Origin of the sequence: Rhodococcus daqingensis (assembly GCF_042665615.1) — a bacterium.
In the GTDB taxonomy this organism is placed as follows: Bacteria; Actinomycetota; Actinomycetes; order Mycobacteriales; family Mycobacteriaceae; genus Rhodococcus_G; species Rhodococcus_G daqingensis.
The window spans coordinates 181,080-205,135 of record NZ_JBHTCS010000002.1 but is presented as its reverse complement, the minus strand read 5'-3'; the positions used below and the strand labels follow the sequence as shown (position 1 = coordinate 205,135).

Here is a 24,056-nt window from a genome sequence, read left to right as displayed (position 1 = left end):
GCGCGGTGCCAAATCGGCGCGCCGGCGGCGGGGCCGCCTAACCTCGAGGCCATGCGGATGAAGCTGGGTGTGGTGGGGATCGCGGTGTCGGCGCTGGTACTGGGCGGATGCACCATCGGGCAGTCGGAGACGGAGACGGAGGTCGCCGCGCGGCAGTTCGCGGACGCGCTCACCCAGCGGAACGCGCAGGCGGCCGCCGATCTCACCAGCGACCCGGCCGCCGCGGCGGCCGCGATCACCCAGATGTTCGACGGCCTCGCCGCCCGGGACGCGACCTTCGTGGTCGCGGGCACCGACAGCGACGCGGGCACCTTCACCCTCGACGCGGACTGGACCCTCGGCGCCGAAGCTGCCGCCGAGCCCACGACGACGCCCGCGGCCGGGACCACGAGCGCCACCCCGACCGCCGAGCCCGACTCGGCGCACACCTGGAGCTACACCACCACCGGCGGCGGCCAGTCCGTCGCCGACGGCGGCAAGATCCCCTGGGACCCGCAGCTGCTGGCGCCGGGACTGACCGCGGACACCACGCTGCGCTACACCACCCTCGCCGGGGGCTCCCCGCAGGTGCTCGACGCCGCGGGGCGCCCGCTGATGACCGAGCAGACCGTCACCCTGGTCAACCTCGACCCGGCGACGATCGCCGACCCGGCCGGTACCGCCGCCGCGGTCGCGCAGCTGCTCGGCCCGGTGGCCCCCACGATCACCGCGGCCTCGCTGCAGGCGGATCTGGCCGGATCCCAGGGCAAGACGGTCACCGCGATCACGCTGCGGGACACGGACTTCCAGCCGATCGCCGACCGGCTCACCGCGATCCCCGGCGTGCAGCTGGTGAAGCAGACACGGTTGCTCACCGCGGACAAGGCCATGACCTCACCCACCCTCGACGGGCTCCGGAAGTTGTGGCAGCAGGGCCAGGACGCCTCCGCCGGCTGGGCGGTACAGCTGGTGCGCGCCAACGGATCCGCGGAGCGGCTGGCCGGTGAGGACGGCACGCCCCAGCCCGACATCGCCACCACCCTCGACCCCGCGATCCAGGGCGCCGCCCAGGCCGCCATCGCCGCGCTCCCGCAGCAGGCCGCGATCGTCGCGCTGCGGCCGTCGACCGGGGCGGTGCTCGCGGTCGCGCAGAACCCGGCCGCCGCCGCGCAGGGCCCGATCGCCCTGACCGGACTGTACCCGCCGGGGTCGACCTTCAAGACGGTCACCACTTCCGCTGCGCTGCAGGCAGGTTCGGTCACCCCCGACACCGTGTTGCCGTGCCCGGGCAGCGCGAACATCGAGGGGCGCACCATCCCCAACGACGACAATTTCGACCTCGGCTCGGTGCCGCTGCACACCGCGTTCGCCCGTTCCTGCAACACCACCATGGGCGCGCTCGCGGTCGCGCTGCCGCCGACCGCGTTGCCCGACGCGGCCCTGCAGTTCGGTCTCGGGGTGGATTACGTGACGCCCGGGCTGACCACGGTCACCGGCAGCGTGCCGCCCGCGGACACCCCGGCGCAGCGCGTCGAATCCGCGATCGGGCAGGGGCAGGTGACCGCGACACCGTTCGGGATGGCGCTGGTCGCGGCGTCCATCGCCAAGGGCTCCACGCCCGCGCCGACGCTGGTCGCGGGGATGCCGGGCGTCGCGAACACGACGCCTGCCCCGGCGCCCCCACAGGTCACCGAGCAGCTGCGGACCATGATGCGCGAGACGGTCACGGCCGGCACCGCCACCCAGCTCGCGGACATCGCCGACCTGCGCGGCAAGACCGGCACCGCCGAGGTCGGCGACGCCGCCGCGCACGGCTGGTTCGTCGGCATCGTCCCCCGCAAGCGGGAGGGGCCCCCAGGCGACGATATTGCGTTTGCGGTGTTCGTCGCGGGGGCGGACAGCTCGGCCCCCGCGGTGGATGCGGCCGGACGGTTCCTACGACCGATCCAGGCCCAGATCCCGCGTTGACAACGCGCAGGCCGACGGCGTGCGTTTAGTTGGTCGTTCTAGGGTCGATCCAGCCCCTCGATCGCGACGGGGCTTCTCGCGGCGCGTTCAGATGCACCAGACGAGGGCGGCGGACCCGAGCGGGAGACTGAAGCACAGGGCGACAGAGCCCAGGGCGGGCGTCGCGGCCGCGGTTTCGCTTGCGGAGGCGGCGGGGGCCGCGAAGACACCGACTGTCAGGGCGATCGCGGTCGCAGCGAGGGTTTTGGTGATCCTGGTGGACATTGTGCTCACACCTTTTGATTGGGACGAACCTGTGGTCGAGCCACCCCTCATGGCTCCCAACCATCGTCCGCCCGCGGCGACACGGCGCACAAGGGGTCCGGCGGCGGGCGTCGCTAGTGCACGCCGCGCATCATTCGGCTGATCCACGGCGAGAGCAGGATCATCACGACGCCGACCGAGATCGATGCCGCCCCCACCCAGGTGAAGTACGGCGCCTCGTCGTTCTCGTTGTAGTACTTCGCCAGCGTGCCCGCCATCGACGAGCCCAGGGCGACCGACAGGAAGAACAGCGCGACCATCTGGGTGTGAAATGCCTTGGGCGCCAACTTTGTCGACAGTGACAGGCCGACAGGGGAGAGGAAGAGTTCGGCGAAGGTGAACAACAACAGGATGAACATCAGGCCCAGCAGCGGGGTGCTGTTCGGCCCGCCACCCGCGAACGGCAGGAACGCGAGGAAGGCCAGGCCCATGATGATGGTGCCCGCCGCGAACTTGAGCGGCGAGGACGGTTGGCGGGGGCCGAGTTTGGTCCACGCGGCCGCGAAGACACCGGCGAAGATGATGATGAAGACCGGATTGATCGACTGCACCCAGGAGGCCGGGAAGTCCCAACCGAACAGGTTGCGATCCAGCCGTTTGTCCGCGTAGATCGCGACGACGGTGAACTGCTGCTGGAACAGCGACCAGAACGCGGCGCTGGCCAGGAACATCGGGATGAACGCGATCACGCGGCTGCGCTCGGTGCTGGTGATGTGCTTGCTGGTCAGGATCACCAGGAAGTACGCGATCGAGGCGGCGATCGTCAGGCCGACGACCACGTCGGAGAGGTTGTCGGTGGTGATGACCCCGGTCAGGCAGAGCGCGAGGACCACGAGCAACGCGACGGCGCCGACCGCCGCGTACCGCAGCCGTTGCGAGTGCGGCATCGGGTCCGGGGGCCGCTCGCCGATCCCGGCGAGCCGCTTGCGGCCGAGCGTGTACTGGATCAGGCCCAGCGCCATCCCGATCGCGGCCAGCGCGAAACCGACGTGGAATCCCCACGTGTCCTGCGCCCACCCGGTCAGCAGCGGTCCGATCAGGGCGCCCAGGTTGATGCCCATGTAGAAGATGGAGAACCCGGCGTCGCGGCGGTCGTCGTTCTCCGCGTAGAGGTCGCCGACCAGCGAGGTGGCGTTGGCCTTGAGGCCGCCGCTGCCGATCGCGATCGCGACCAGGCCGACCCCGACGCCGGCCAGGCCCGGGATCGCGGCCAGCGCGATGTGGCCGCACATGACCAGGATCGCGCTGTAGAACAGGGTGCGCTCGGAGCCGAGGATGCGGTCGGCCACCCAGCCGCCGAGGATGGTCGAGAGGTAGACGGTGCCGCCGTACGCGCCGACGATGCTGGTCGCGGCGGCCTGGGAGATGCCGAGCCCACCGTCGGCCACCGAGTAGTACAGGTAGTAGATGAGGATGCCCTGCATCCCGTAGAACGAGAACCGTTCCCACATCTCGACGCCGAACAGGTTCGCGAGCGCGACCGGCTGGCCGAAGAAACCACGGTCGGCCTTGGGATCCCGGGGCGGCGACGTGAGTTCGCTCATCGGCAAACTGTCTCACGCGCGACGAGTCCCCGCCGGGACTCGAGGCCAAGTTGTTAGGCGGCGGTGGAGCGCCTCCGGACGACCCCGTAGATCGCGCGCCAGCCGAGCAGGAACGCCGCCAGAACGCAGGTCGCGACGACGATGAAGCTGAACGCGGTGCCCTGGCCGCTGACCGCCCGCAGGATCATCCCGACGAGGACCGTGCACAACCAGATGATCACACCGGCCGGGAACACCGACTCCGGCACCGACTTGTTGCGGTACAGCGCCTCGTTCGTCAGCCAGCCGACCGCGAGTCCCCCGAGGAACGGCCATGCGGTGGTGGCGAGCCCGACGAGCGCGTTGGCCTCATCGTGGGTGCGGCGGCCGATCGCGCAGAACACGATGACCAACACGACGTCGACGGCCAGGACGGCCAGGACGTGTAGGCGCTTGTTCACGCGTCCAGGGTAGGCCGCCGGGTCGCCGCGGCGGTCGTGGAGGGCCCCGCGCGCCGCGACCGTCGACGCGTCCCGTCCCGCGGAAGCCGGTGCGATGCAGCGTCGCACGACAACGCGCACCCGTCGTGTCCCCAGGGGGCTGGGACGCGACGGGTGCGCGGTAGGCGAGCGGGTCAGGCCTGCAGACCGGCCTCGATCTCGAGGGTGATGGTGATCTTGTCGCCGACGACGGCGCCGCCGCCCTCGAGCGGCATGTCGATGCTGATGCCGAAGTCCTTGCGGTTGATCACGGTGCTGGCCTCGAAGCCGGCGACGGGTCCGTGGCCCATGCCCGGGTTGACGCCGTTGAACTCGAGCTTGAGCTCGACCGGGCGGGTCACGCCGTGCAGGGTGAAGTCGCCGTCCACCACGAAGTCCTCGCCCTTGGCGCGCACGCCGGTGGAGGTGAAGGTGGCGGTCGGGAACTGCTCGGCGTCGAAGAAGTCGGCCGCGCGGAGGTGGTTGTCGCGCTGCTCGTTGTCGGTGGTGATGGACGCGACCTTGATCTCGGCGCTGACGGACGGGGTGCCGTCCTCGGCGACGGTGATGGCGCCGGAGAAGTCCTGGAACCGCCCGCGGACCTTGCTGACCATCAGGTGGCGCACCGAGAAGCCGACGGTCGAGTGGCTGGGGTCGATGGCCCAGGTGCCGGTGGTCAGGGTGGGGAGGGCGATGGCGGTGGTCATGAAGGCTCCTTGTAAGTAGTTCAATTTTCAAGCAGGTGCCTCGTCCAACGGTGCCGCCGCCGGGGATATTTCCGGACGGCGAGGTGATGTGGGTCACACGACGGGACCGCCGGCCGAGGACTCGGCCGGCGGTCCCGTGGGAATCGCCTGTTCGGTGCGCGGGATCAGTCGGGCGCGGCCGCCGCCAGCACGGCCCTCAGCGTCGAGGCCGTGACCGACTTCTCGACACCCATGCCCCACTGGGTCTTGCCGTCCACCCGGCACTGGGCGAAGGTGATGGCCTGGCCGCCCGCGCCCTCGGCGACCGACTGCAGCGCCATCGCCAGCACCTCCACCTCGCGTCCGTGTGCGGCGAGGATCCGGGTCAGCGCCTCGACGGGCCCGCTGGCCGAGGCCTCGCCGTCGATCTGCATCTCGCCGAGGGTCGCGCGGACCTCGAGGTGGTCGAGGCCGTCCCCGAGGTGCTGGACCGACCACTTGTCGAGCACGCCGTGGTGGGCGTACTCCGAGGTGAGCAGCTTCCACAGCTCCTCGGCGCTGACCTCGCCGCCGCCGTCATCGGTGATGTGCTGCACCCTGCGCGCGAAGTCGATCTGCAGCCCGCGCGGCATGTCCAGCCCGTATCCGGTCTGCAGCAGGTACGCGACACCGCCCTTTCCGGACTGGCTGTTCACCCGGATGATCGCCTCGTAGTCGCGGCCGATGTCGGCGGGGTCGATCGGCAGGTACGGCATGTCCCACGCCGCCTGCATGGGTTCGATCCCGGCGGACTTCGCCTCGGTGTTGTGCTTGCTGAACCCCTTCTTGATCGCGTCCTGATGGGAGCCGGAGAAGGCCGTGAACACCAGGTCGCCGCCGTACGGGTGCCGCGGGTGCACGTCGATCCTGTTGCAGTACTCCACCGTTCGACGCACGGAGTCGAGGTCGGAGAAGTCGATCATCGGGTCGACGCCCTGCGAGTGCAGGTTCAGCCCCAGCGTCACGAGGTCCACGTTCCCGGTCCGCTCGCCGTTGCCGAACAGGCAACCCTCCACCCGCTGCGCGCCCGCGAGCATCGCCAGCTCCGAGGAGGCGACGCCGGTGCCGCGGTCGTTGTGCGTGTGGATCGACAGGATCACCGATTCGCGACGGTCGAGGTGCCGGTGCATGTACTCGATCTGATCGGCGTAGACGTTCGGTGTGGCCGTCTCGACGGTGGTCGGGAAGTTGTGGGAGACCGGCCGGTCCGGGCTGGCGTCCCACAGTTCGGTGAGGCTGTTGCAGATCTCGAGGACGAAGTCCGGCTCGGTCAGGTTGAACACCTCGGCGGCGAATTGGTACCGCATGCCCGGAATCGTGTCGCCGACGCGGGCCACGTCCTCCGCGGACTTCAGGATGTGGCGCAGCAACTCCTTGCGGTCCTGGCCCAGCACCATGGATCGCCACAGCGGCGCCGTGGGGACGTAGGTGTGGATCACCACGTTGGCGAGGCCGCGCACCGATTCGAAGGTCCGGTCGATCAGCTCGGGCCGGGCGGCGGTGAACGCCACGACGGTCACGTCGTCCGGCACCAGGTCGAAGGTCACCAGGTCGCGGGTGAAGTCGAAGTCGGCCTGGCTGGCGGCCGGGTAACCGCACTCGATTTCCTTGTATCCCATCCGGACCAGCTGTTCGAACATCAGCCGCTTGCGGGCTGTGTCCATCGGCTCCGGGAGGGCCTGGTTGCCGTCGCGGAGATCGACCGGCGCCCACAGCGGGGCGGCGGTGAGGCGGTTGGAGGGCCACTGACGTCCGATGCCGTCGTCGGGTGGCGTGGGTACCCGGTCGAAATGCGACCGGTAGCGGTGCGACGGCATACCGGACGGGACTTGGCGATTCCACTTCATGTCGGCTCCTGGTGTGAGAGGAGGCGGTCGACATACTCGAATCCCGCGGTGGAGAGAGACCTGATCAGAGCTTTCCGCGGCTCACGGCGTGTCGCCCGTACATGGCATGAGAGTTAGGCTATGTGAGATCGACCACTGCGGAGAAGGCAATCGCCCGAATCGGGTGATAAGCACCCCCGCAGGACGAGTGCGCTCAAACTATCCGCTGATCAGCTCTTTTTCCGGTGTGATCGCTCGCGCTCCGGGCCCTCGAGGCCCGTGTTCTCGGCGGCGGGGGACTCGTGCAGCGCCCGTTTTTCGCTGCGCTCGAGCTCGACGTCGAACTCCAGATCCTCGTGCTGATGGCGGCGGAACAGGAAGAGGAAGACGATCCAGCCGACGATCGCGACGAGGATGAAGCTCACACCGCGGTAGACGAACGCGGCCGCCACGGCCTGCGAGGCACTGATGCTGGCGGCGGTGGTGAGGGTGGCGATCAGGGTGGCGTCGACGAACACCAGACCGCCGGGCGCGAGCGGGATGGTGGCGACGGCCTTGCCCGCGGCGAACGCGATCAGCAGCCCGGACAGCGCGGGCTCGGCACCGATGGCGTAGCAGGCCGCGGCGAGGCAGGCGAGGTCCCCGATCCGGTGCACCGCGGACCAGCCGAGCGTCAGCGCGCCGTCGCGCCTGCCGAGCTGGACCGACTCGAGCTGCTCGAGCATCTCCCGGACCGCGGCCATCCCCGTGTCGGCCGGCTTGCTGCGCATCGCGTTGACCCGCACCAGCACCCAGCGGACGGCCGCCTCGATCGAGTTCGGGTGCGCCGTGACATAGCGGACCGCGAAGACGAGGGCGATCAGTCCCGCGATGGAGAAGGTCAGCGTGAAGGGGCTGACCGAGCCGCCGACCAACAGCGCACCGAGGACCCCGATCAGCGCCAACCCGACGCCCGCGATCACCCCGGAGATCGCCAGCTGCCACGATGCGACGACGGGACTGGCGCCCCAGCGGCGGGTTTCCCGGTAGGTGAAGGCGGTCGAGAAGACCTGCCCCGCAGGCAGCGTCACGGCCATCGCGGTGGACGCATAGACCACCGAGACGGACTTGCCCTGGCTCACGGCCACCCCGCCGGCCCGGAGCAGCTGCTTCTGGACGCGCCCGTAGCCGCTGAGCGACACGGCCTGCGCGACGATGCACGCGGCCAGCCAGCCCCAGTGGATCTCGGAGAGCGCCGTCCACGATTCGTGCAGCCGCGGCCACAGATACACGCCCTCGGCCACGAGCAGGGCGACGAGCAACACCCCGGCGACCCATTTGAGCCACCAGAACCGCCCGCGGGGACGGTCGGGTAGGGACCCCTCCGGCCAGTGGGGGACGACCTCGCTCCGGTCGGGCTGCGGCGTGACCACCTGCCCAGCGTAACCAGGCGGGGTCGCCCCGCTAGGGATACTGCACCGGCCAGGCGAGGTGGGTGACCCGGTTGCGGCCCCGCAGCTGAACCTGATCACCGAGCTCCCATTCGGCCTGTTCCTCGTCGTCCGCGAAGTACAGGGCGCTGGTCGAGGCCAGCACCCGGCTCGGCCGCAGCTTGGCCAGCTCGGTCAGCCGGGACGCCTCGTTGACGGGGTCGCCGATCACGGTGTACTCGAATCGCTCGGCGGCGCCGATGTTCCCGGCCACCGCCAGGCCGGCGGACACGCCGATACCGATGTCGAGCCCGGTGATGTCGTTCAGCGCGAAGCGCAGCTCCCTGGCCGCGGCCAGCGCCGCCGACGGCGCGTCCGGCCGGTCCAGCGGCGCGCCGAAGATGGCCAGCGCGGCGTCGCCCATGAACTTGTTGACGAAGCCGTTGTGTTGGTCGACGACGTCGACGACGACACGGAAGAACTCGTTGAGCAGCCGGACCACCTCGCCGGGGGGCTGCTCGGCGGCCGCGCCGGTCGAGCCGACCATGTCCACGAACAGCACGGCCACGAACCGGGTCTCGCCGCCCAGCTCCGTGCCGAACTGCAGCGCCCGGCGGGCCACGTCCTCCCCGACGTGCTGGCCGAACAGCTCGCGCAGCAGCTTGCGCTCGCCCGCGTCCTTCATCATCCGGTTGAACCCGACCTGCAGCCGGCCGATCTCGCTGCCGTCGAACACCTCCACCTGGACATCGGTGGCCCCGCGCTGCACCCGCTCGATGGCCCTGCGGAGCTGCCGGATCGGATCCGAGATCTGGCTGGCGGTGAGCATGGAGAGGGAGAACGCGGTGGTGATGGCCAGCCCGGACAGCAGGATGATCGCGACGGCCAGCGCGTTGGTCGAGAACTGCAGGTCGGTGCTCAACTGGGTGGCACACAGCAGGATGATCCCGATGACGGGCATCAGCGTGCCCAGGCCCCAGGTCATCGCCATCCGGGGTCCGACGCCCGGCGCGAGGAGGCGGTCGAACTGCCCCTCGCTCAGCGCCTTCGCGGCGACCGGCCGCAGGATCCGCTCGCCGAGCATGTAGGTGAACCCGAAGGTGGTGGTCGCCGCCATGCACACCGTCACGACGACCGCGACGGCGAGCTCCGGCATCTCCCAGACGGTGAGGAAGACGAACAGCATGCCGCCGATGACCCACAGGACCAGGTGCACGATCGCCTGCCGGAGCGGGGCGTGCAGCGCGGCCATCTGCTCGCTGCGGGTCGGCGGGCCCCCGCGCAGCTGCCAGCGGACCACCGACCGCAGCATCATCGCCGCCGCGCCGAGGCTGACGATCCCGGCGAAGAACAGGTAGATGCCGAAGATGATGACGTTGCGGACGCGGTCCGCGATGATCGCCTGGGACTCCGAGATGGGTAGGCCGTACCGGATGAAGGCCAGCACGAGCACGGCGCCGAAGAAGTTGGCCAAGATCATCGAACCCATGTAGAGCGGCCACCGACTACGCATGGTCAGCGCGACCGCTCGATAGGAGGATGCCAGCACAGGACCAACTTAGTCGTGCGGCCCAGTTGCCGAGCGCACCACGTCGTCGCGGCGTGACCTGGACCTCATCCGCCGGGCCGCGCCGATCACCGCCTCCCGCACAACTCAGGGTCGGCCGAATAGTCTCGCTGAGGTGAGCGCGAACGAGCCGCGATCGGGCCTCCCGCAGGCCGGTGACGCCCGTGCGGTGCATCCGATCGTCCGGCTCGGCGCCGAATGGACGTGGCGTCTGCTCGTGCTGTTCGCCGGACTGCTCACCCTCGGATACGTGATCAGCAGGCTGGACACGGTGCTCATCCCCGTCGGCCTGGCCCTGCTGGCGGCCGCGCTGCTCTACCCGCTGGTGGACTGGATGCAGAACAAGGGCGTGCCGAGGTCGGCGGCCGTGGTGGTGGTGCTGGTCGTCGCGATCGGCGTGGTCGCCGGGATCATGACCTTCGTCGTCGAGCAGTTCATCGCGGGGCTGCCGGAGCTGACCGAGCAGTTCACCCATTCCGTCGAGCAGATGCAGCAATGGCTGACCGCGGGCCCCTTCCACTTCTCCGAGGACCAGATCCGGCAGGCCGGCGACTCGGTGGTCAAGTCGATCCAGGACAACAAGGAGGCGGTGACCAGCGGGGCGCTGACGACCGGCAAGGTGATCGGGGAGCTGTTCACCGGCGCCGCGCTGACGCTGTTCACCGTCATCTTCTTCCTCTACGGCGGCGACCAGATCTGGGAGTTCGTCACGCGGGTGATCCCGGCGGCCTCGCGCGAGCGGGTCCGGCTGGCCGGCAGCCAGGGCTTCGGTTCCCTCGTCGGGTACGTGCGGGCCACCGTCGCGGTGGCGGCGGCCGACGCCGTCGGGATCGGGATCGGGCTGGCGATTCTCGGGGTCCCGCTGGCGTTGCCGCTGGCCTCGCTGGTCTTCGTCGGCGCGTTCATCCCGATCGTCGGTGCCTTCGTCACCGGGTTCGTCGCGGTCCTCGTCGCGCTGGTCACGAAGGGGCTGATCACGGCCCTGATCACCCTCGGCATCATCATCGGGATCATGCAGCTCGAGGGGCACGTGCTGCAGCCGCTGCTGCTCGGGCGTGCCGTCCGGCTGCACCCGCTGGCGGTGGTGCTGGCGATCACCACCGGCATCGTGCTCGCCGGGATCGTCGGCGGTCTGCTCGCGGTGCCGATCGTCGCGGTGCTCAACACCGCGGTCCGGTCGCTGCTCGCCTCCGACCAGGAGGAGGTGCCGGACGAGGTCGAGGTCGCCGACCCGCGGGTCCCGCTGTTCCCGGCGACCCCGGACGAGGTGCCGTGAGTCGGGGCGGCACCGCCGCCGAAAGTCACTGCGGTTCGCAGGAGGACCGGAAAGACTCACGGGCCACCGAGCCGCTGTGGCGGGCCGCGCAGGTGTTCCGGTTGGCCACCTTGGTGTACGCGGTCAGCTACCAGGTCGCGTCGGTGTCGAACTACACGCGGCCGACGCTGAGCTGGGCCGTGGTCGCGTTGATGGTGGTGTGGTCCGGGCTGGCGGCGGTCGGGCTGTCCCGGCACGCGGCGGCGCGGCGGTGGCTGGTCGCGGCCGACCAGGTGGTGGTCGTGGCGTTGATGGCCTCGACCCGCCTGGTGTCCGATCAGGACTGGTACTCCACGCACCAGACCCTGCCCACCACGCTGTGGGCCACGAACGCGGTGATCTCCGCGGCGATCCTGGGCGGGCCGTGGCTCGGGGTGGTGTCCGGGGCCGCGGTCTCGGTGGTCAGCGCGCTGGTCCGGGGCCAGATCGATCTCGATCTGTGGCGCGACGCCACCGCGCCGGTATTGATCTCGGTGGGGCTCGCGCTGGGGCTGGCCGCCAACACCGCGCGTCGATCGCACGCGCAGCTCGAGCGCGCCGCGCGCCTGACCGCCGCGGCGGAGGAACGGGAGCGGCTCGGCCGCGAGGTGCACGACGGGGTGTTGCAGGTGCTCGCGTACGTCCGCCGTCGGGGCGCCGAGATCGGCGGCCCGACGGCGGAATTGGCGACCCTGGCGGGCGAGCAGGAGGTGGCCCTGCGGGAGCTGATCTCCGAGCAGGCGACGCCGGTACTGGGCGGCGGCGACGTGGACCTGAGCCCGCTGCTGCGCGGCGAGGCGAGCACCACGGTGTCGGTGTCGGCGCCTGCCGTCCCGGTGCTGATGGCACGGGAGCGGGCCACGCAGGTCGCGGCCGTGGTGCGGACCGCGCTGTCGAACGTCGCGCTGCACGCGGGTCCGGGCGCGAAAGCCTATGTGCTGCTGGAGGACATCGGCGAGGAGGTCATCGTCTCCGTGCGCGACGACGGCATCGGGTTCGCCCCCGGCCGGCTCGCGGAGGCCGAGTCGGAGGGGCGGATGGGGGTCTCGCGCTCCATCCTCGGCCGGGTCGCGGACCTCGGCGGCACGGCGACGCTTGAAAACACGCCGGGAGAGGGCGTCGAATGGGAGATCCGGGTACGCAAGCAGGCGTCGGGGAAGGGGTGAACGGGATGGAGCCGCTGACGGTCATGGTCGTCGACGACCACCCGATCTGGCGGGACGGCGTGGCCCGCGACCTCGAGGCGGCCGGTTTCGCGGTGGTCGCCACCGCGGACGGCGTGGCGGCGGCGCGCACGAGGGCCGCGGCGGTGCGGCCCGCGGTCGTGCTGATGGACATGCAGCTCCCCGACGGGAACGGGGCCCAGGCCACGGCCGAGGTGCTGGCGGCCTCGCCGGACTCGACGGTGCTGGTGTTGTCGGCGTCGGCGGAGCGTGAGGACGTGCTCGAGGCGATCAAGGCGGGGGCCACCGGCTATCTGGTCAAGAGCGCGTCGGCGGCCGAGCTGGTGGACGCCGTCCGGGCCACCGCCGCGGGCCAGGCGGTGTTCACCCCGGGGCTGGCCGGGCTGGTGCTCGGCGAGTACCGGCGGATGGCGGCCGGCCCCGCCGATGACCGCGCCCCCGAGGCGCCCCGGCTCACCGAACGCGAGACGGAGGTGCTGCGGCTGGTCGCGAAGGGCTTGAGCGCCAAGCAGATCGCCACCCGGCTCACGCTCAGTCACCGCACGGTCGAGAACCATGTCCAGGCCACGCTCCGCAAGCTCCAGCTGGCGAACCGCGTCGAGCTGACCCGGTACGTCATCGAACGCGGGCTCTGAATGCGGCTTCGCCGCAGTGGTGCGGACACGGAGTGCGGGACCTCCGTACGTGCACCACTGCGGCGAATCCGCATATCGTGTTGGCATGGATGCGAAGGATCTGCGGGTATCCGATGCGGAACGAGAGCACGTCGGGCAGCTGCTCCAGCGTGCGGTCGGGCAGGGGATGCTCTCGCTCGGTGAGTTCACCGAGCGGATGGACACCGCCCTTGCCGCGCGGACCAGGGGCGAGCTGAACGTGGTGCTCGTCGACCTTCCGGGAATACAGCTGGTCGGCGAGTACGCCCCGCAGCCCGCGCCCTATCCGCAGCCCGCACCGTATTCGCAGCCCGTGTCCTATGCACAGCCGCAGCCGCAGCCGCAGCCGCAGCCGCAGCCGCAGCCGCAGTTCGCGCCCGCCGACCCGTACCAGGGTGCGGTCGCCCATCCCGGCAGCGTGCTGCGGGGACGGATGTCGACGGTCACCCGCAAGGGCAAGTGGCAGGTGCCGCCGACGGTGCACGTCGACAGCATGATGTCCGACGTCACGCTGGACTTCACCGAGGCGATCATGACGAGCCAGGTCGTGGAGATCATCGTGGCCGATTACTTCAGCTCCATCTCGCTCATCGTCCCGCCGGAGGCCACCGTCGACCTCAACGGCGTCGAGACGGTCGCAGGCAGCGCCACCAACAAGGTGCGCACCGGACCCCCGATCGGTCCGCTGCACCTCGTGGTGCGGGGGAAGGTGCGGTTCGGCTCCCTGGCCGCCAAGCACCCGTTCGGCACCACCTGGAAGCGGATGCTGGGCTGACCCCCGCGCACCGCCCCGGGGCGATGCCACACAAAACCCCCATGCCGATCGAGTAGGACTACTCATGCCCCCGACGGCCCGTGCGCCGATCGTTGATACATGGTCAATCCCGCAAGCCCCCAGGTCGATCCGCAGTTGGTCGCGCGGCTGTCCGGCGAGTTCGACGCGCTCGGGCTGCACATGCGCGAGGTCGCCGAGGACCTGACACGGCTCCGGTCGCAGCTCGAGACCCCCGCGCCGCAGGCGTACGCACCGCCGCCGGTCCCGCAGCAACCGACGTACCTCCCGCAACCAACACCGCCGACTCGGCTTGCGCCGCAGCCCGTTCCGCACGCGGGACCGCCGGCCCCGTCGACACCCGTCCCGTGGCCGCCGATTCGTCCGCAGGCCCCCGAGCGGGAGCCGCGGGAGCCGTGGTGGCAGCGCGACGGCGTGGTCAGCCGCGTGCTCGCTGTCGCGGGTGCGGCGGTGACCCTGATCGGTGTGCTGATGCTGCTGGTGCTGGCCGCGCAGGCCGGGTTCTTCGGCCCCGTCGCCCGGGTGGTCTTCGGTGCGGTGTTCGCCGCGGCCCTGGTCGGCGCGGGCATCCGGGTGTTCGATCGTCCGGGGGGCCGGGTCGGCGGCATCGCCCTGGCCGGCACCGGCGTCGCGGGCGGCTACCTGGACGTGATCGCCGCGACCTCGTACTACGGCTGGCTGCCGCCCGCGCTCGGCCTCGCGGTCGCCTTCGGGATCGCCGCGGGTGGGATGACGCTGGCGATGCGCTGGCAGTCGCAACCGCTGGCCGCATTGACCGTGGTCGCGGTGGCGGTCCTCGCCCCGGCGCTGGCCGACGGGCTCACCGTCACGCTGCTCGTCTTCCTGGTGCTCCTCCAGGTCGCCGCGTTCCCGCCGCAGCTCGGCCGGGACTGGCCGTACCTGCATGCGGCACGGGCGATTCCGGCGGTGCTCGGGATGCTGATCGCCCTCGCCGACGCCACCTGGACCGGGGCCTCGCCGTGGTCCGGCGCGCACCGTCCGGTCGCGGCCGCGCTGCTGGCCCTGGCGGTGGTGGTCGCCGTGTTCGGTATCGGATCGGCGGTGGTGCTGGTGCGGCGCAATGCCCGCGACGTCACCGCGACGGTGATGCTCGCACTCTCGGCGCTGCCGCTGCTGTTCTCGGGCGGCGTCGCGGGCCGCTGGACCGAGGTGGCGCTGCAGTGCGGGCTCGCGGCCGGGTTGCTCGCCGTGCTGGCAGTCGTGCGCCCGTTGCCCGGGCACACCCGGATCGCCATGTCGGCGGTCGCGTCGCTGGCCGTGCTGCAGGCGAGCATCGGCGCCAGCTCACGGGACGCGCTCCCGGTGGTGCTGCTCGCGGTGGCGCTCGGACTGGTCGCGGTCGCCGGGCAGGCCCGCTCCCGGATCGGCTACGGCGCTGGGGTCGGCTTCGGGGCGATCGGCGCGCTGCTGTTCCTCGACGCCGCCCCGCCGGGGGTACTGGTGAATCAGGCCGACGCGGTCGGCTCGCTCGCCGTCATCGTGTCCGGGGCGATGCTGGCGACCCTGATGGTTCTCGTTGTCGGGCAGGCGCATTCGATGGGTCTACTCGATGATCGGCGGGCAGACGTGGCCTGGGTCGCGGCAGGGATCGGCGCGCTCTACGCGGGCACCGCGGCGGTGGTGGCCACCGGTGTCGCGACGCTGGGTGTGGACAGGGGATTCATCGCCGGACACTGCGCGGCCACCCTGGTCGCGATGGTGCTCGCGACGGCGGCGCTCCGGTGGGGGCTCGCGCACCCGGAGCGGGCGCATCTCGCGCTCGGCGCGGGCCTGACCCTCACCTTCGCGGCGCTGGCCAAGCTCTTCCTGTTCGACCTGGCGACGTTGGATGGGATGTTCCGGGTGCTGGCGTTCATCGGGGTCGGGCTGTTGTTGCTGGCGGCGGGGACCCGGTACGCCCGCGCGTTCGCCGAGGGCGCCCAGCGCGGCCGGGTGGAGGCCTAGCCACCCGGCCTGCGGCTGCTCGCCCTCGTCCTCAGTCCTCCTGGTGGCGGGCGAGCAGCTCGCTGACGCTCACGGTCGGCGAGCCGGCCGAGTGCCGGTGCCTGCCCTGATCCTCCACCTGGCCGGCGGACTCGTCCGAGCCGTTGGTCTGCGGCACGGATGCCTGCGCGGGCTTCGGGACCTTGAGTTCGGCCAGCCAGCTCTCGATGGGGCGCGAATCCCGCTCGGCCTGGGCGGATTTGGGCTCGACCGCACCCGACGGGCGCGGGGTGGGCGCCCGACGCGGGGCCCGCTCCGGCGCGACGACGGGAGGGTGCGCCCGGGGGATCGGTTCCGTCAGCGGTTCCGACGGCGGCGCCGCGGGCTCCACGACGGCGGTGGCGGCCGACGTGCGGGCGGGCAGGACCCGCTCCACCGCGGCCCGGGTGAGCGGCGTGGGGTTCGCGGGCCGCGGCTCGACCGGCACGGGCATCGGCGGCGTCGCGATCACCGGCACGTCGGACGGCATCCGCTCGTCCGCGAGGATCGGCTCGCCCAGGCCCAGCTTCTCCTGGATGCGCTTCATCCAGGCCGGCGCCCACCAGCAGTCGTCGCCGAGGAGCTTCATGGTCGCGGGCACCAGGAACATGCGGATCAGGGTGGCGTCGATGACGAGTGCGGCGATCATGCCGTAGGCGATGTACTTCATCATCACCAGCTCGGAGAACGCGAAGGCGCCGGTGACGACGATGAGGATCAGCGCGGCCGCGGAGATGATGCGGCCGGTGTGCGCGGTGCCGACCCGGACGGCCTCGGTGGTGCTGGCGCCCTGCGCCCGCGCCTCCACCATCCGGGACAGCAGGAACACCTCGTAGTCGGTGGACAGGCCGTAGATGATCGCCATGATCAGCACCAGCACCGGCGACATGATCGGTCCCGGCGTGAAGTTGAGCAGCCCGGCGCCGTTGCCGTCGATGAAGATCCAGGTCAGGATGCCGAGGGTGGCGCCGAGCCCGAGCGCGGTCATCAGCACGGCCTTGATCGGCAGCACCAGCGACCCGAAGGCCAGGAACATCAGCAGCGTGGTCAGCAGCACCACCAGGGTGACCATCAGCGGCAGGTTGTCCAGCAGCGCGGCGATCGAGTCCTGCTCGATCGCGGGTGTCCCGCCGACCAGCATGGTCACCCCGTCGGGGACGTCCATGGCCCGGAGGTAGTCGATGGTCTCGGCCGAGTCGTTGCGGTCGACCAGGCCGGCCTTGAAGACCGTCACCCCGTCCTTGGTCGGGTTGTTGATCGTGAACTTCTCGATGAGTCCGGGCGCGGCGTTGGCCTCCCTGACGATCTGGGTGATCTGCGCCGTCCCTTGGGCGCCGTCGATCACCAGCTTGACCGGCTCGGACCGGGAGTTCGGGAACAGGTCGTTGAACTCGCCCTGCGCGACGCGGGTGGGGTTGTCCGGCGGCAGGTAGGTCTCGTTGATGCCGCCGAACTTGATGTTCGAGATCGGGATGGTGAGCAGCAGCAGGCCGACCACGATCGGGATGGTCACCTTGAGCGGGTGCTTCATCACCCACTGGGTCAGCCGGCCCCAGAAGCTGTTCTCGATCTCGTCGGTGGTCTTGGTCTTGCGCATGAACTTCAGTCCCAGCGCGTCCACCCGGCGGCCGAGAATGCCGAGGATGGCAGGCAGCACCGTGACCGAGATCACCGCGGCCAGCATGACGGCCGCGATGGCGCCGTAGGCGACCGACTTGAGGAATCCCTGCGGGAAGATCAGCAGGCCGCCGAGGCTGGCGACGATCATCGTCGCCGAGAAGATCACGGTGCGCCCGGCGGTCATCACCGTCCGGCGCACCGCGTCGCCGGTGCTGTAGCCCTCGGCGATCTCCTCGCGGAAGCGGCTCACCATGAACAGGCCGTAGTCGATCGCCAGGCCGAGGCCGATCAGCGAGACCACCGGCAGCACGAAGGCGTTGACCTCGGTGAACTGGGTGATCAGCTTGACCACGCCGTTGGCGGCGATGATGGTCAGGCCGCCGACGATCAGCGGCAGCGCCGCAGCGACGATGCCGCCGAAGATGAAGAACAGCAGGACGGCGACCGCCGGGATGGCCAGGATCTCCATCCGCTTCACGTCGTTGGCCATGGTGTCGTTGAGCGTGCCGGTGACCGGCTGCAGCCCGGTGAGCTTGACGTCGACGCCGTCGATGTAGAACTGGTCGCGGACCTTCTTGAAGTTGGCCGCGACCTCGGTGTCGTTGTCGCCCTTGATGGCGACGCTGGCGAACGCGTGCTCCTTGGTCTTGTCGGCCATCGCCGCGAGCTTGGTCGACCAGTAGCTGGCGTTGACCTTGAGGATCTCGTCCGGGTTGTTCGCCGCCAGGTCGTCGAGACTCTTGGTGATCTTGGCCCCGAACGCCGGGTCGTCGACGGTCTTTCCCTCGGGCGCGGTGTACAGCGGGATCACGTCGGCGAGGGTGTCGCGGCCGAAGGTGCCGTCGGCCAGCTTGGCCGCCGCCACCGATTCGGAGCCGGGGTCGTCCCAGCCGCTCTGGCTGAGGTGGTTCTCGATGCCCAGGCCATACGCACCGAGGGCGAGCATCAGCCCGACCATCGCTCCGATCACGGCGAATCGGAGGCGGTAGACCAGTCGACCCCAGGTGGCGAACACTATTGCACTCCTTGACGCCCGATGAGCAGGGCCGACAGCGGTCTGAACGGCTGCAACCAGGCACCCTCGTCGGGCAGGGACTCCAGGCTCACCCGTGGCAGCGGCTCACGGAACACCCCGGGGATGTCCTCGAGATCGACGAACTCGAGGGTCTCCGAGGCGACCGCCCAGCTCGCGTGCTCGCGGAAGCCCAGAACCTGCACCGGAACACCGGTTGCGGCGATGTCCTCCAACGGCTCGCGAAAAGCCTGACCGTCGGCGGAGGCGACCATGATCCCGGCCAGCCCACCATCCCGAGCGCGAAGGGCGATGTGGTCGAGCATGTCGGCGTCGACATCGCTGTCCTCATCGATCTTCGGCTTGGCGAACACCGCGAAACCCACATTACGCAAGGCTTCGACCCACGGGCGGACAACGTCGGCACTGCCCGAGGCGATGTTCGTGAACACCGTCGCCTCCGGCTCGAGACGCACCGCGCTCGTGCCGGACAGTTCGGCGGTCCGGCCCAGCAGCCAGCGCCCGAGGGCGTCGAATCGTGGCCGGTAGGCGGCGGTGGGGCGGCCGCCGAGGATCGCGCCGAGGCCCATGTCCAGGTTCGGCGCGTCCCACACCAGCAGGACCCGCTTCTGGTGCTTCATCTCACGGGGCTCGTCCGCGAGTGAGTTCGCGCCCATCGGGTCCGTCGGTGACGTGTCCGGTAACCGTTCGCTCACGCTCATGCTCGAACCTTTCCCCAGATCAGCTCGGTGATGGGTCGGCCAACCTGCTGCGCCTTGTTCTCGAACTTGGTGACCGGTCGTTCGTGGGTCATCGGTGAATCGGCCGGGCCCTGCGCCAGATCATCCCAGTCGAGCGGCGTCAGCAGGGGTTCGGCATTGCCGGCCTCGGCGATCCATTCGGCGTACTCGGCGTGGTCGGTGGCGACGTGCAGCACGCCGCCGGGCATCAGCCGTTCCGCGATCAGCTTGAACGTCGGCGCCTGCAGCAGCCGGCGCTTGTGGTGGCGGGCCTTGGGCCAGGGGTCGGGGAAGAACACCCGGACACCGATCAGGGACTCCGGTCCCAGCATGTTCTCGAGCACGTCGACGGCGTCGCCGCGCAGCACCCGGATGTTGGGGATGGCGTCCCGCTCGATCGCCTGCAGCAGCTGGGCCAGGCCCGGCCGGTACACCTCGATCGCGATGAGGTTCGCGTGCGGCTCCGCCTTGGCCATCGCCGCGGTCGCGGTGCCGGTGCCGCTGCCGATCTCCACGATGGTCGGTGCCTCGCGGCCGAACCACCCGGCGACGTCCAGCGGGGCGTCGGACACGTCGGTGCCGATCGTGGGCCACAGCCGGTCCCACGTCTGCTGCTGAGGGTCGGTCAGGGCGCCGCGGCGCGAGCGGAAACTGGTCACCCGGGGGTACAGGCGGGAACCCTGTTCGGCGGCCCCTGCCACCCGGGATTTCGCGTCATTCACCCGACCATTGTCACGCATGACGGAGCGTTGTGGCAGGTGGGTCTGAAGTGAAAGTTGAGACTTTCTCGAGCGAGCACCGTCGCGTCGGGGCCCGCCCGCGCGTCGCGTCACCGCGCTGACTCCCCGCGGGGGCACCTCGACCTGCTGTTTCCTCGACATGCTCGACGTATTTCCGGGACTCGCGGGGCAGGGTGCCGCGGTTGCTGCGATCATTCGGTGCGTGCCCGGGGGTGGGCGCGTTCTTCTTTTCGGGGGGGGGGGGGGTGACGCCGTGGCGTCGGTGAATTTCGGTGCGACCTTGGACGGCCTGCGCCGGTCGGTGACGGAGGCTGATCCGGCGGCCGGGGCTCTGGTGACCCGGGCCGTGGAGCGGTATCGAGCGCCGGTGCGGGTGCAGGTGACCGGGCGCGCGGGCGTCGGCAGGTCCGCGGTCGTGGCGGCCCTCGGCCCGACGGTGGGCGTCGAGGTCGTCGAGACCGCGGCCTGGGACGTGCCGGGCGCCGACGATCCGGCGCTGACCGCGGAGGTGGTCGTCCTCGTCACGTGCGACCCGCCGCGCCGTGCGGACGTCGCCGCGGCGAGCGTCGCGGGGGAGCGGGGTCTGGCCGTGCTGAACAAGGTGGACACCGTCGCCGACCCCGCCGCCGCCACCGAGCGCGCCGCGAGCGTCCTCGGCGCGCCCTGCCTGCCGGTGAGCGCCCGGCGCGGCGGAGCTCTCACGACTGCGGCCGACGGCGTCGACGAGATGCGGACCGCGGTGCTCGAGCGGATCGCCTCCGTCCGGTCCGCCCGCGCCGCGGCACTGATGGCGGGGCTGCGGGCGCTGACCGGGACCGCCGACGTCCGAGACGCGGTGGAGGCATACCTGGCGGGCGACGAGGCGCTGGCCGTCGCCGTCGCGGCGATCCACCCCAGCGAGCGGACTGCGGCGCCGGAGGCGTTGCCGGACGACCCAGGGCTCGCGCTGCGGCGGGCGCGGGCGTGGCGGGGCCGCATGAACGGCGGCTTCGGCGCGTGCAGCACCAGGGCCGCCCTCGCGCTGCACCGGCAGGCGGTCCGGGAGTGGGTCCGGGGGGACGTCCGGTGACCGACCCGGTGCCGCCGGAGCTGGCGGCCGTCCTGCGCCGATGGAACCCCGCCGCGCTGGCCGGCCTGGAACGCCCGGCGCCGACGGGGCCGGAGCGCGGCGGTGCGGCGTCGGTCGCGGTCCTCGGCGCGTCCGGAAGCGGTCGCGGTGACCTGATCGGCGCGCTGACGGCGGCGGAGCCCCGCAGTCGTGCGCTGCGCTACACCGAGCTGCCCGATCCGTCGGCAGGCGTGGCGCTGATGGTGCTGGACGCAGCCGCGCCGCTCGGGCGGGAGGAACTCGATCTGCTGCGGGGCGGTGCCGAGTTCGCGCACACGGTGGTGTTCGCGCTCACCAAGGTCGACGCGCACGACGGTTGGGCGGCGGTCGCGCGGCGCAACGCCGACCTGCTCGCCGCGCACGCCCCCCGTTTCGCGGGGGTGGTGATCCATCCGGTCTCCGCGCCCGACGGTTCCGGACTCGACGAGTTGCGTGCCGCACTGCTGGAGGCGCACGAGTCCGCCCCGCGGCGGGAGGCACAGCTGCGGCAGCGGGTCGCGGGCGTGGCCGAACGGACCGGGGAGCTGGTTCGCGCGAGCGTCGTCTCGCTCCGTGCGGGCGACGACACCGCGACGCTGCGGGCCGAGCGCGCGGCGCTCATCGCGGACCGGGAAGGCTGGCGGACGGAAAGGGCCGCGGTACTGCGCCGGGTCGCCGCGCTGGCCCGGGTGGACCTGGTGCACGAGGTGAACGACCGGGTTCGGGCCGAGTCCGCCGCGGCCAGGGCGGCCCTCGACCGGGCCGATCGCGCCGCGCTGGCCTCGTATCCGTCGCGATTGCGGGCGGCGGTCGCGGAGCTCACTGCGAGGGTCGACGAGGCGACGGACGCACGCCTGGCCGAGATCGGCGGGCAGGTGCTCGGCGCGGCGTTGCCCGACGAGAACCGATTGTCATCGGTGCCGTCGATCGAGCCGCCGTCGCCGCGGCACCGTGGGATCGAGGACCGGATGATGATCGTGCTCGGGGCGTCCGCCGGGCTGGGTCTGGGCCGGATGGTGATGGCGCCGCTGTCGACGATGCCCGCGCTCGACCTGGTCAGCATCCCGGTCACCCTGCTCCTCGGCGCCGCCGCGGCGTGGTGGCTGACCCGGGCCCGCGGACATCTCGCCGACCGCACACACCTGCGCCAGTGGACCGTGGAGACCCTGGCGACGGTGCGGTCGGTGTTGGAACAACGGGTGCTGGGGCGGCTCGTCGACGTCGAAGCGCGGTGTGCCGAAGCGGTCCTGGCGACGCATCGCGACCGCCTGCTCGAGTCCGAGGCCCGGCTGGCCGCGTTGGACCGACAGCTGAGGGAGACGGCGGGCAGCCGGGCCGGAAAGCTGGCCGCCTGCGAGCGTGACCTGACGGTGCTCGAGTCGTTCGCACACGTCACCGTTGGGTAACGGCGGAACCGTTCGGGGCCGCGCTGCGTCCAACTATCCAGCGACCAGTCCATCCCAAGGAAGGAGCCGCGGCGATGATGCACGACGACATGCTGCTGCTCGGCACGCTCGGGACCGCCCCGCACCCGATGAGCCCGGAAGCCGGGGAGTGGGAGTTGCACGCCCCGACCGTGGACCTCGACGGGGACGGCGAACTCGACACCAGGACCTACTCGACGGGCGCGACCCTCTATGTCGCGTCTGACCTGGACGAAGACGGGCTCGCCGATCACGTCACCACCGTCGACGGCGGGGGCGGGTACGAGTCCTGGCAGGCCCACCGCGGGGCCGACGGCGAGGTCCGCTGGGCCCGCACCGATCACGGCAGCCTCTAGGGCGCCGCACTCCGAGAGTGCCCCTCCGCGGCCGTGGACGGGGTGGACCACGCCGGGCCCGAGCTGTGCCCTGAACGGATTTTCGCATTCCCCTGTGGGGTTGGACACTTGTCCGTATAAAGGTCACGGTGCGATGACATCGCCCACTCAGGTAAATCTGGCGCCCCGTGGGCCGCAACAGGTCGGCATTACGTGGTTGGCCCTGCAACTGATCGAATGGAGATCTCCACATGTCCCACACCCCGATGCGCCGCGCCGCGGCCGTGGCTGCGTCCGCGGCCCTCGTCGCGACCGGTCTGACCGTCGGCCTCAGCGCCGGTACCGCGAGCGCCGCCGCGTGCAACCAGTCCAGCACCCACAGCAAGAACAACGCCTCCACCTGGGGGATCACGCACAACTACTCCAAGACGGTCTCGAACGCCCAGGCCGCACCCGGCACCCTCGTGACCTACACGACGGTCGTCTCCACCACCGGCATCGGCAACCCGTACGTCAACACCATCAACGACATCCCGCCGGTGGGCTTCGGTGCTCCCGTCAAGGCGACCGTGACGGCGTTCCAGGTGGGCATCCCCACCGGTCAGAACGAGGAGGTGGTGACCCCCACCAAGAACGGCGACGGCTGGAAGGTCACCCACACCGGCTGGTTCGTCAACTCCGGCAACCCGGTCACCCTGAAGATGACCTACAAGGTCCCGGAGAACTCCGCTCCCGGCTCGCAGATCACCAGCCGGGGCACCGGTGTGGCCGGCACCGTCGGCGTCAGCGAGGAAATGCCGAACCTGACCGCCTGCTTCACCGTGCGCATCCCGAACCCGGGTGAGACCGTGCTCAGCGTCGCGGACGGTGCCGGCCTCGGCTCGGCCGAGGGCCAGCTCAGCTCCACCGGCTCGATCAGCGACGTTCTCGGCGACACCATCACCAACGTCATCAACAACGGTAGCTAGGCCCATCTGAACGGCTAGACACGAACACCTCCGGAGTCGGCGGAGGGGACCGTCGGGGTTCCCCTCCTTCAGGACGAGCGCTCGTCCTCGGGTCGACACCGGGGGTGTTCGTCTGTCTCCGGCCGTCTCAGGCCTCGCGCGCGACATTGTCCACAGCCCGGCCCCCTTGCGCATCCCTGCCGACGCGAACGCACCCGCGTTGCGCGCCCAGTAGGGGTGCGATGCTGTCAAAAGGTGTGCCCCGTCGGCCCTGGAGAGCGGCCAGAACGTCCCGGATGAGATCCCGGAACGCCCCGCAAGCGATCACTGAATCGGTCTTGTGACTCATCGGACAAGACCCGATTCCCTACGGGGAGACACTCAGCGTTAACCTCGTACCAGGACACCCGGCGCCCGTGTCCTCCGATTGCCGTTTGCGTTCGCACGCATGCGGCGATGGAGCAG

The 24,056-nt window shown here is 70.8% G+C and carries 20 protein-coding genes; 10 read left to right on the top strand and 10 right to left on the bottom strand.

Going from position 1 to position 24,056, the window contains the following annotated elements:
- The first annotated feature begins 57 nt into the window (after positions 1-57).
- The gene (locus ACFQS9_RS02220) at positions 58-1,947 is read left to right on the top strand and encodes a penicillin-binding transpeptidase domain-containing protein (protein ID WP_417715317.1); all 1,890 of its coding nucleotides are present in this window, start codon (positions 58-60) and stop codon (positions 1,945-1,947) included.
- Between the two features lie 87 nt (positions 1,948-2,034).
- Here ACFQS9_RS02220 and ACFQS9_RS02215 read toward each other — a convergent pair whose 3' ends face one another.
- The 7 genes from ACFQS9_RS02215 to ACFQS9_RS02185 form a co-directional block, all read right to left on the bottom strand.
- Positions 2,035-2,211, bottom strand: a complete 177-nt coding sequence (locus ACFQS9_RS02215) for a hypothetical protein (RefSeq protein ID WP_378401111.1) — start codon at positions 2,209-2,211, stop codon at positions 2,035-2,037.
- A gap of 113 nt (positions 2,212-2,324) precedes the next feature.
- Positions 2,325-3,794: a peptide MFS transporter gene (locus tag ACFQS9_RS02210; RefSeq protein ID WP_378401109.1), complete on the bottom strand. Its 1,470-nt coding sequence runs from the start codon at positions 3,792-3,794 to the stop codon at positions 2,325-2,327.
- 53 nt (positions 3,795-3,847) lie between these two features.
- Positions 3,848-4,234 (bottom strand): DUF3054 domain-containing protein, encoded by a 387-nt coding sequence (locus tag ACFQS9_RS02205; RefSeq protein ID WP_378401107.1) that lies wholly within the window; start codon positions 4,232-4,234, stop codon positions 3,848-3,850.
- Positions 4,235-4,407: 173 nt separating this feature from the next.
- Complete coding sequence (locus ACFQS9_RS02200; protein ID WP_378401105.1) at positions 4,408-4,959, bottom strand: YceI family protein; 552 nt, start codon at positions 4,957-4,959, stop codon at positions 4,408-4,410.
- Between the two features lie 164 nt (positions 4,960-5,123).
- Positions 5,124-6,824 (bottom strand): 2-isopropylmalate synthase, encoded by a 1,701-nt coding sequence (locus ACFQS9_RS02195; protein ID WP_378401103.1) that lies wholly within the window; start codon positions 6,822-6,824, stop codon positions 5,124-5,126.
- 209 nt (positions 6,825-7,033) lie between these two features.
- Positions 7,034-8,215: a lysylphosphatidylglycerol synthase transmembrane domain-containing protein gene (locus tag ACFQS9_RS02190; RefSeq protein WP_378401101.1), complete on the bottom strand. Its 1,182-nt coding sequence runs from the start codon at positions 8,213-8,215 to the stop codon at positions 7,034-7,036.
- Positions 8,216-8,246: 31 nt separating this feature from the next.
- Positions 8,247-9,701 carry an adenylate/guanylate cyclase domain-containing protein gene (locus ACFQS9_RS02185; RefSeq protein ID WP_378401594.1) on the bottom strand — a complete coding sequence of 485 codons (1,455 nt, stop codon included), beginning with the start codon at positions 9,699-9,701 and terminating at the stop codon, positions 8,247-8,249.
- Between the two features lie 193 nt (positions 9,702-9,894).
- Here ACFQS9_RS02185 and ACFQS9_RS02180 point away from each other — a divergent pair, with 193 nt between their 5' ends.
- The 5 genes from ACFQS9_RS02180 (at position 9,895) to ACFQS9_RS02160 (ending at position 15,668) form a co-directional block, all read left to right on the top strand.
- A complete protein-coding gene (locus ACFQS9_RS02180; RefSeq protein ID WP_378401099.1) occupies positions 9,895-11,055 on the top strand; it encodes an AI-2E family transporter in 1,161 nt (386 codons plus the stop codon).
- Positions 11,056-11,129: 74 nt separating this feature from the next.
- The gene (macS, locus tag ACFQS9_RS02175) at positions 11,130-12,239 is read left to right on the top strand and encodes a MacS family sensor histidine kinase (RefSeq protein WP_378401592.1); all 1,110 of its coding nucleotides are present in this window, start codon (positions 11,130-11,132) and stop codon (positions 12,237-12,239) included.
- 5 nt (positions 12,240-12,244) lie between these two features.
- Positions 12,245-12,892, top strand: a complete 648-nt coding sequence (locus tag ACFQS9_RS02170) for a response regulator (RefSeq protein WP_378401097.1) — start codon at positions 12,245-12,247, stop codon at positions 12,890-12,892.
- A gap of 85 nt (positions 12,893-12,977) precedes the next feature.
- Positions 12,978-13,685, top strand: coding sequence for a DUF1707 SHOCT-like domain-containing protein (locus ACFQS9_RS02165; protein WP_378401095.1), 708 nt, complete (start codon positions 12,978-12,980; stop codon positions 13,683-13,685).
- Between the two features lie 99 nt (positions 13,686-13,784).
- A complete protein-coding gene (locus tag ACFQS9_RS02160) occupies positions 13,785-15,668 on the top strand; it encodes a DUF2339 domain-containing protein (RefSeq protein WP_378401093.1) in 1,884 nt (627 codons plus the stop codon).
- Positions 15,669-15,699: 31 nt separating this feature from the next.
- Here the strand turns inward: ACFQS9_RS02160 and ACFQS9_RS02155 are convergent, their stop codons facing one another.
- From ACFQS9_RS02155 to trmB, 3 genes are read right to left on the bottom strand one after another with little or no spacing between them, the layout of a single operon-like run.
- Positions 15,700-18,321 (bottom strand): MMPL family transporter, encoded by a 2,622-nt coding sequence (locus ACFQS9_RS02155; RefSeq protein WP_378401090.1) that lies wholly within the window; start codon positions 18,319-18,321, stop codon positions 15,700-15,702.
- Positions 18,321-19,040, bottom strand: coding sequence for an NYN domain-containing protein (locus ACFQS9_RS02150; protein ID WP_378401088.1), 720 nt, complete (start codon positions 19,038-19,040; stop codon positions 18,321-18,323). The genes ACFQS9_RS02155 and ACFQS9_RS02150 overlap by 1 nt, the downstream gene beginning before the upstream one ends.
- Positions 19,037-19,798, bottom strand: coding sequence for a tRNA (guanosine(46)-N7)-methyltransferase TrmB (gene trmB / locus ACFQS9_RS02145; RefSeq protein WP_378401086.1), 762 nt, complete (start codon positions 19,796-19,798; stop codon positions 19,037-19,039). The genes ACFQS9_RS02150 and trmB overlap by 4 nt, the downstream gene beginning before the upstream one ends.
- Positions 19,799-20,051: 253 nt before the next feature.
- Between trmB and ACFQS9_RS02140 the strand changes: the two genes are divergently transcribed.
- The 4 genes from ACFQS9_RS02140 to ACFQS9_RS02125 all read left to right on the top strand — a co-directional run bounded on the left by ACFQS9_RS02140 (position 20,052) and on the right by ACFQS9_RS02125 (position 23,612).
- Positions 20,052-20,867 (top strand): hypothetical protein, encoded by an 816-nt coding sequence (locus tag ACFQS9_RS02140; RefSeq protein ID WP_378401084.1) that lies wholly within the window; start codon positions 20,052-20,054, stop codon positions 20,865-20,867.
- Positions 20,864-22,291: a hypothetical protein gene (locus ACFQS9_RS02135; RefSeq protein WP_378401082.1), complete on the top strand. Its 1,428-nt coding sequence runs from the start codon at positions 20,864-20,866 to the stop codon at positions 22,289-22,291. The genes ACFQS9_RS02140 and ACFQS9_RS02135 overlap by 4 nt, the downstream gene beginning before the upstream one ends.
- A 74-nt stretch (positions 22,292-22,365) precedes the next feature.
- On the top strand, positions 22,366-22,665 hold the full coding sequence (locus ACFQS9_RS02130) for a DUF6802 family protein (RefSeq protein ID WP_378401080.1): 300 nt from the start codon (positions 22,366-22,368) through the stop codon (positions 22,663-22,665).
- A 230-nt stretch (positions 22,666-22,895) separates the two neighbouring features.
- Positions 22,896-23,612: a hypothetical protein gene (locus ACFQS9_RS02125; RefSeq protein WP_378401078.1), complete on the top strand. Its 717-nt coding sequence runs from the start codon at positions 22,896-22,898 to the stop codon at positions 23,610-23,612.
- Positions 23,613-24,056 lie beyond the last annotated feature (444 nt).

What these genes read in the sequence shown, in the direction of transcription:
- ACFQS9_RS02220 (WP_417715317.1), top strand. Translation starts at nt 58, where the DNA reads ATGAAGCTGGGTGTGGTGGGGATCGCGGTGTCGGCGCTGGTACTGGGC.
- ACFQS9_RS02160 (WP_378401093.1), top strand. Translation starts at nt 13,785, where the DNA reads ATGGTCAATCCCGCAAGCCCCCAGGTCGATCCGCAGTTGGTCGCGCGG.
- ACFQS9_RS02195 (WP_378401103.1), bottom strand. Translation starts at nt 6,824, where the DNA reads ATGAAGTGGAATCGCCAAGTCCCGTCCGGTATGCCGTCGCACCGCTAC.
- ACFQS9_RS02150 (WP_378401088.1), bottom strand. Translation starts at nt 19,040, where the DNA reads ATGAGCGTGAGCGAACGGTTACCGGACACGTCACCGACGGACCCGATG.
- ACFQS9_RS02210 (WP_378401109.1), bottom strand. Translation starts at nt 3,794, where the DNA reads ATGAGCGAACTCACGTCGCCGCCCCGGGATCCCAAGGCCGACCGTGGT.
- ACFQS9_RS02185 (WP_378401594.1), bottom strand. Translation starts at nt 9,701, where the DNA reads ATGGGTTCGATGATCTTGGCCAACTTCTTCGGCGCCGTGCTCGTGCTG.
- ACFQS9_RS02125 (WP_378401078.1), top strand. Translation starts at nt 22,896, where the DNA reads ATGTCCCACACCCCGATGCGCCGCGCCGCGGCCGTGGCTGCGTCCGCG.
- ACFQS9_RS02165 (WP_378401095.1), top strand. Translation starts at nt 12,978, where the DNA reads ATGGATGCGAAGGATCTGCGGGTATCCGATGCGGAACGAGAGCACGTC.
- ACFQS9_RS02200 (WP_378401105.1), bottom strand. Translation starts at nt 4,959, where the DNA reads ATGACCACCGCCATCGCCCTCCCCACCCTGACCACCGGCACCTGGGCC.
- trmB (WP_378401086.1), bottom strand. Translation starts at nt 19,798, where the DNA reads ATGCGTGACAATGGTCGGGTGAATGACGCGAAATCCCGGGTGGCAGGG.
- ACFQS9_RS02215 (WP_378401111.1), bottom strand. Translation starts at nt 2,211, where the DNA reads ATGTCCACCAGGATCACCAAAACCCTCGCTGCGACCGCGATCGCCCTG.
- ACFQS9_RS02170 (WP_378401097.1), top strand. Translation starts at nt 12,245, where the DNA reads ATGGAGCCGCTGACGGTCATGGTCGTCGACGACCACCCGATCTGGCGG.
- ACFQS9_RS02130 (WP_378401080.1), top strand. Translation starts at nt 22,366, where the DNA reads ATGATGCACGACGACATGCTGCTGCTCGGCACGCTCGGGACCGCCCCG.